Source organism: Vibrio sp. 10N.222.52.B12, from assembly GCF_002875385.1.
Taxonomy (GTDB): Bacteria; Pseudomonadota; Gammaproteobacteria; order Enterobacterales; family Vibrionaceae; genus Vibrio; species Vibrio jasicida.
Genome location: NZ_MDAW01000172.1, coordinates 1 through 5,721, shown reverse-complemented (window position 1 = coordinate 5,721; position 5,721 = coordinate 1). Strand labels below are relative to the sequence as shown.

The following is a 5,721-nucleotide window of genomic DNA, read 5'->3' as shown; positions in this document are numbered from 1 at the left end:
CCGATTTACGCAACAAAGCCTGCCGCTACGACAATTTCGATTTTAAGCTTTTACCACTAGATCTTGCCGATATAGCTACGTTTTTCCTCTTGCAAACTAACGCCCTGTTAAGGTGTGAGCAACGCAATACAAAAGCCACCGCATACCACCTTAACCACTAAAACCAACGCATAATAAAAATGCCACGCGTTGCGAATCACTCTTGAACAGTTTGTTAGCCTCTAAGTGGTTAGAGCTTCTTCAATTAGGAGCGCTTTTATAACCTTGTTCGGATTTACGTAATTGGTATTGACAAGTTCAAAATAGAAACCATCTCCTTCCCTATTTTCGTAATTGCAGCTTCTTTCGTATAACATTGAATAATGTAGTTCTCCAGGCTTTAACTTAATAACACCATTGTTATGATTAATAATTACAATTCCTTGCTTCTCATCTATGGTTATTTTCGAACTAATATTTCTTCCCGTTCCATATTTTTCAATAAGTTGATCTACTTGTCTTTGGCAACGTTCTGAAATTGAAATTTTACTCATACTGTACAACACTGAATTCTGCTGCGTTCCTTTTGCGACTAGAAGAGCAATTTTGTTGGCATCAGCAAATTCGATAGCGCCACTCTGAAATCCCTTTGTAGTTACGAACAAGCCTTTGTGTGCTCTGAGGTCTTCAACACGAGATTTGAACTCTAAGAGGTCATCGACACCTACATTATTTTTATAGTTTTTACACTCAACTAAGACTAATAAATCAATCTTCCAAACACGAAATTTATAGATAATATCAATCTGATGAGTGTACCCAGATAAGCCTTTTAATTTTTGGTCATGACTGACCTCTATCAGTTCTACTCCATTCAATCCTTCCATCTCTTGTGAAATAAGCTTATGTACAATAAGCTCATAATCACGACTTTCAGAATGGTTTGACCCCATATTATCTCTCCTCTATCGATTATTGGAGGCTAACGCCTTGCTAAGGTGTGAGTAACGCAATACAAAAGCTACCGCACGGCACCTTAATCACATAAGCCACCGCATAGTAAAAATGCCACGCGTTACGAATCACTCTTAAGCAATTTGTTAGTACATGCGCTACTTCTATTTATGCGCTCCAAGATATTGAAAAGTGGCATGATATGAAAGGCTTTGAACACGGAAGTGAGACGGGCAGCTACAAAACTTTACCACCATTGAGAAACGAAAGTTGGCTAGAAGAAAAACGCACTGAACTGCCCTACTTTCACTGGATTAAAATTAGAAAAAGATTCTTTCCTCGTGCTTCAACAGCCACATCAAAAGTAATCAAGGTTCTCTCAAACACCACCACGAAAATGAAAAAGCGCCAAAGAAATAGGCTAAGAGTTAGAAACCGTAAACGGTGAAATCAAAGCGAACACTCCGCATATAGTGCCACCGGAAAGAACGTGAAAGGTACAAACTGAAAGGTGTAAAGACGAGAGCCAAAACAGATAAACCCCAAAACTTATGACCTTAGATGTCAAACCCGTACTAACGCCTTGTTAAGGGGTGAGCAACGCAATACCGATGCCGCCGCATGCCACCTTAAACACTAAAACCAACGCATAGTAAAAATGCCACGCGTTGCGAATCCCTCTTGAACAATTTGTTATGTGGTTTTCCCACGTAGTCCTATTAAGTTTCCAAATGGATCCTCAACTTGGCACATTGAAAGACCATCTTCAATTTCCATTGGTCCGCGATAAAGGCGCGCACCGAGTTCTTCAAAATGAGCCAGTGCAACACATAAGTTATCTACTGACCAGTAAACAACTGTGCCACTTTTACCAGCACCAACCTTTTTATCTGCTTGGACTATTTCTAGGGAGAAACCATTTATATCAAGCGCTGTGAAGTCAAAGTCAGGATGATAAACCGAAACGGCTTCTGGAAAAGCTTTCTTGTACCATTCAAGCCCTTTCGCTACATCTGAGACATGAACAAGAACCGCTGATGGATTCATAATTTCTCTCCAACCACATAACGCCGCATTAAGGTGTGAGCAACGCTTCCACGAAACTTAACCATACCACCGTAAACACAAAACCCAACGATGGAATGAAAAATGCCAAGCGTTGGGAATCACTCTTAAATGCTTTGTTATGCAACACTTACATGTCAGCAACCGATTCGTAGAATGCTAATACGTCAAATGGCTTACTGAAAAAACTGCTGTTTGTTAAAAACGTTTTGATTTCCCCACTTAAAGCATCAAATTTAGCTTGCGACTCTGTATTAAATGGAAATGTCATCTTCTCCGTCGCTTCAACTAATTCCAAAGTGCTCTGACGCTTAGCATTGTTTTTTGCAATAAGCATACTGTACGCCAGTTCTTTTTTCTCGCTAAAACTACAGCGTTCAATCGCTAAATAATTAATATGAGCTAATACCGGAGTAAGTTCCTCAAGTCTTTGCTTTGCAAATTTTAAGGTCTCTTCATCGGGTTTATTTTTCGTTGAGATCTTACTACAAACGGCTATCCGAGAACCCAAAGCATCTATTGAATTATTTAAGTCAGTGAATAGCTTATCTTCAACACTTTGACCTGCATTGGAAATAATTGAAAATACCATCAAAAAAAATGTAAGAGCTATTCTCATAATTTACACCCATCAGATATAGCTTTCCAAAACCTGTACTGCTTTCTGTCTGTTACATGCTCTAAGGCTTGTTCCGTAGCAATGTTTTCAATTTGTCTAAGCTTAATAACGGTAAGAGCGCTGTAGGATTTGAAGTAATACTCCCAGTTTGCTTGGGTTATATTCCACGCAGTTTGTCCTGCATCAGAAGAAACACCTCTACCGACTGCGATACTAACATCTCGTGCTTTATGCATAGTATCGCTTGCTGGAATTGCAGAGATAGCTTTGGTTACACCACTACTCCCTGCTCCTTTGACTACATTTCCACCAAAGATATTAATTAAGTTTCCAAGTGAGATAAAGAATTGCGCACTTTTCTCCAATTCATGTAGCTCATTTATTCTGTCTATCGCGGCTAAGCTTTTATCATCGAAAACAACACCGACAATTGCTGGACACTTTTCCATGTTTAACTTCCTCCATATGAATAATGAAGCACATCTTACAACAGTAGAAAGTTAAAACTTGTAGCATATCTGTGAATAGGGACGAAATTCGAAATGTTCGTGTTGCATAACGCCGCATTGAGGTGTGAACAACGCTACCACGAAACTTAACCTTACCACCGTAAACACTGAACTCAACGATAGAATGAAAAATGCCAAGCGTTGAGAATCACTCTTAAATGCTTTGTTAGCTTAATGCCCAAGGCGTGCTGTAAAGTTCATCATAAGACGCCTCATGTACTACCTGAACACCAACACTATTTAAGAACAACTCTTGCCCTGTTGATAATGATTTTTCATTGGCATGGACAAAATATGCTCTTTTTCTACGCTGAGGGAATTGATTGAAGTACTTTGCTCGTTCTATTAACAACCATCGTAAAAACACTTCTGTTGTATCTAAGCCGAGTCCAACAAAAACTAGGTCGTTATTAAAAACAACGTGCAACCAACTTTGATAACCAGACCACTCATCAACATTTTTTCCGGAGAACAACCTTGCTTCATTCCCTTTATGGATTAATCGTCTAGCCCTCTCGACTGAGCCCATGTAGTGAGACAAACCCAGTCGTATACTTCGACTATATCTCTGTACCCCATTAATATGCCAGATCGCAAACTCATTAGCGGGATCATGTACTTCATGATCAGAGAAGTAACTTTGCCAAGGATAAAAGTCAGTAAAAGACTTTGAATCAAAGTGTGTAATATCACTTGTGATATTTGAGGACAATGTTTCTTCAAAGTTTGTTGTAAGTATTGGTACACCCTTGATCTGAGCCCATTTGGAAATCGAGACATGATGCTCTCTAGGAGCCCAACTACTCATTAGTTCACAAAACTCTTTTTGTAAATTGATTTCGTCAGACCTCTTGGTCAAATCAAGAGCATCATAAAACTCTGTAAGCGAAATCCCCTCAGGAGCAGACATCTGCTCTGAAGACATACTGTGCTTTTCCCAAAGCTCCAAAAGCATTTTGTCCCAAGAATTATTCCCATCAGCTTTAGTGCTGTTATAACGATTGATTCCATTACCGATTACAAGCGCTGGCTTTAGGTTTTCGTCATTTAAGATATCTACTAATTTCAAATTTAACCTCTTATTAAGCTAACGCCCTGTTAAGGTGTGAGCAACGCAATACCGATGCCGCCGCATACCACCTTAAACACTAAAAGCAACGCATAGTAAAAATGCCACGCGTTGCGAATCACTCTTAAACAGTTTGTTATAGCTCAGCGATGTGCGACAGGGTTTCTGGGTGACGTTGAACCAACTTTAGAAGGGTTACTGCTTGTCCATTTGGTGCGCTACGCCCTTGTTCCCAGTTTTCTAACGTACGAGATGATGTATGCAACAAACGAGCAAACACACCACGAGACATATTAAACTGCTCTCGAATACTCACGATTTCATCAGGTGAGATATTTAACTCACTGATGTCGTTAACTTGATGAGTTTTAAGGGTAAGCTTGCCCTCTGAATGCTCTTTAGCCTCAACAAGTGCTGAACTTAACTCTGCAAATAAATCACGATTGCTCATTACGCCACGCCTCCATAAAAGCCTTTAGTTGTTTCTTTTGGTCTGCGGTTAAGTCGGACATTTCATTCTTGCCGTAAATCGTCAGCAAGTAGAAACGACGCTTTTCATCGAGGAAGTAATAGATAACGCGAGAGCCACCACGCTTGCCCTTACCTTTACTTGCAACTCGAATCTTTCGCAAACCACCTGTACCTTGAATAACGTCACCCTGCTTCGGGTTAGACATTAACTCAGCTTGAAAAAGCCTAAACTCATCATCGCTGAGATATTCATTACGGTACTTTTCAAATATGGTTGATTCGACAAATACACTTTTCATACGCAAAGTATACGCAAGTAACGTATAGATAGCAAAACTATACGTGATTAACGTAGCTATAATTTTTGGAGCAGTAAATCTGACCTGAGCTATAACGCCCTGTTAAGGTGTGAGCAACGCAATCCCGAAGCTCCCGCATGCCACCTTAAACACTAGACGCAACGCATAGTAAAAATGCCACGCGTTGCGAATCACTCTTAAACAGTTTGTTATATGCCTGGTTGCCGGTCTCCTAGACAGTAATAGAGTGATATTTTAAAAGTTCATTTTCAGCGATATACACGCCTACCGAGCCAAGTTCAGAAAAAGAAATGTGACTACAGTTATCCGAATCAGGGGAATAGAACCAAACTGTCTCTAATACTGGGTCAATGGTTAGAGTCACAATGAGTACCTCTGTGAGTTGGTAGATACCTTATTATGACTCGCTTTTTCAGACCGTCTAAATTTGAACGTGCGATAGCATGCTAAGGTTCGATTCCTGAACCACCACAATGCTGACACTCAAGCGGCTCATAGTTAAAACCACTATCTTCAAACTCTTTTTGAGTACCACTGTTAGCAGAGCCGACACCACTGCCATGACACTCTGTACACTTTTGTTCACTCATGCTTTTTCTCCTTGATTAGCTCATATTGCTTTGAAGCCAATAACAATATACCAGTCTATATATTGAGTTAGAGATACAGATCTCAGTTTAATTCTTCATTGAGTTGATGATATTCAAATGGCATATAACGCCGCGTTAAGGTGTG

The 5,721-nt window shown here is 39.9% G+C and carries 8 protein-coding genes and 2 pseudogenes; all 10 read right to left on the bottom strand.

From position 1 onward, the window contains the following. Positions 1-221: 221 nt before the first annotated feature. Complete coding sequence (locus BCT11_RS27160; RefSeq protein ID WP_102389921.1) at positions 222-932, bottom strand: restriction endonuclease; 711 nt, start codon at positions 930-932, stop codon at positions 222-224. Between the two features lie 587 nt (positions 933-1,519). Then, positions 1,520-1,643, bottom strand: a pseudogene (locus BCT11_RS28195) (DUF3265 domain-containing protein). Beyond that, entirely contained in the window at positions 1,627-1,980 is a 354-nt protein-coding gene (locus BCT11_RS27145; RefSeq protein WP_102389894.1) for a VOC family protein, read from the bottom strand. The pseudogene BCT11_RS28195 and the gene BCT11_RS27145 overlap by 17 nt, the downstream one beginning before the upstream one ends. 148 nt (positions 1,981-2,128) lie before the next feature. Next, positions 2,129-2,617, bottom strand: coding sequence for a hypothetical protein (locus BCT11_RS27140; RefSeq protein ID WP_102389892.1), 489 nt, complete (start codon positions 2,615-2,617; stop codon positions 2,129-2,131). Further along, positions 2,614-3,066, bottom strand: a complete 453-nt coding sequence (locus tag BCT11_RS27135) for a hypothetical protein (protein ID WP_025543425.1) — start codon at positions 3,064-3,066, stop codon at positions 2,614-2,616. The genes BCT11_RS27140 and BCT11_RS27135 overlap by 4 nt, the downstream gene beginning before the upstream one ends. Positions 3,067-3,292: 226 nt before the next feature. Further along, complete coding sequence (locus BCT11_RS27130) at positions 3,293-4,195, bottom strand: hypothetical protein (RefSeq protein WP_102389891.1); 903 nt, start codon at positions 4,193-4,195, stop codon at positions 3,293-3,295. A 29-nt stretch (positions 4,196-4,224) separates the two neighbouring features. Continuing rightward, positions 4,225-4,342, bottom strand: a pseudogene (locus BCT11_RS27125) (DUF3265 domain-containing protein). Beyond that, complete coding sequence (locus BCT11_RS27120; RefSeq protein WP_017049537.1) at positions 4,332-4,646, bottom strand: DNA-binding transcriptional regulator; 315 nt, start codon at positions 4,644-4,646, stop codon at positions 4,332-4,334. Before BCT11_RS27120 ends, BCT11_RS27125 begins: the two are co-directional and overlap by 11 nt. Beyond that, positions 4,633-4,965 (bottom strand): type II toxin-antitoxin system RelE/ParE family toxin, encoded by a 333-nt coding sequence (locus tag BCT11_RS27115; protein WP_012600340.1) that lies wholly within the window; start codon positions 4,963-4,965, stop codon positions 4,633-4,635. Before BCT11_RS27115 ends, BCT11_RS27120 begins: the two co-directional genes overlap by 14 nt. A 467-nt stretch (positions 4,966-5,432) precedes the next feature. Continuing rightward, positions 5,433-5,576, bottom strand: coding sequence for a hypothetical protein (locus BCT11_RS28190; protein WP_186176679.1), 144 nt, complete (start codon positions 5,574-5,576; stop codon positions 5,433-5,435). Positions 5,577-5,721 lie beyond the last annotated feature (145 nt).

Bases quoted from the DNA above. Each gene is read 5' to 3' on its own strand.
- BCT11_RS28190 (WP_186176679.1), bottom strand. From the start codon at position 5,576: ATGAGTGAACAAAAGTGTACAGAGTGTCATGGCAGTGGTGTCGGCTCT.
- BCT11_RS27140 (WP_102389892.1), bottom strand. From the start codon at position 2,617: ATGAGAATAGCTCTTACATTTTTTTTGATGGTATTTTCAATTATTTCC.
- BCT11_RS27115 (WP_012600340.1), bottom strand. From the start codon at position 4,965: ATGAAAAGTGTATTTGTCGAATCAACCATATTTGAAAAGTACCGTAAT.
- BCT11_RS27120 (WP_017049537.1), bottom strand. From the start codon at position 4,646: ATGAGCAATCGTGATTTATTTGCAGAGTTAAGTTCAGCACTTGTTGAG.
- BCT11_RS27135 (WP_025543425.1), bottom strand. From the start codon at position 3,066: ATGGAAAAGTGTCCAGCAATTGTCGGTGTTGTTTTCGATGATAAAAGC.
- BCT11_RS27160 (WP_102389921.1), bottom strand. From the start codon at position 932: ATGGGGTCAAACCATTCTGAAAGTCGTGATTATGAGCTTATTGTACAT.
- BCT11_RS27145 (WP_102389894.1), bottom strand. From the start codon at position 1,980: ATGAATCCATCAGCGGTTCTTGTTCATGTCTCAGATGTAGCGAAAGGG.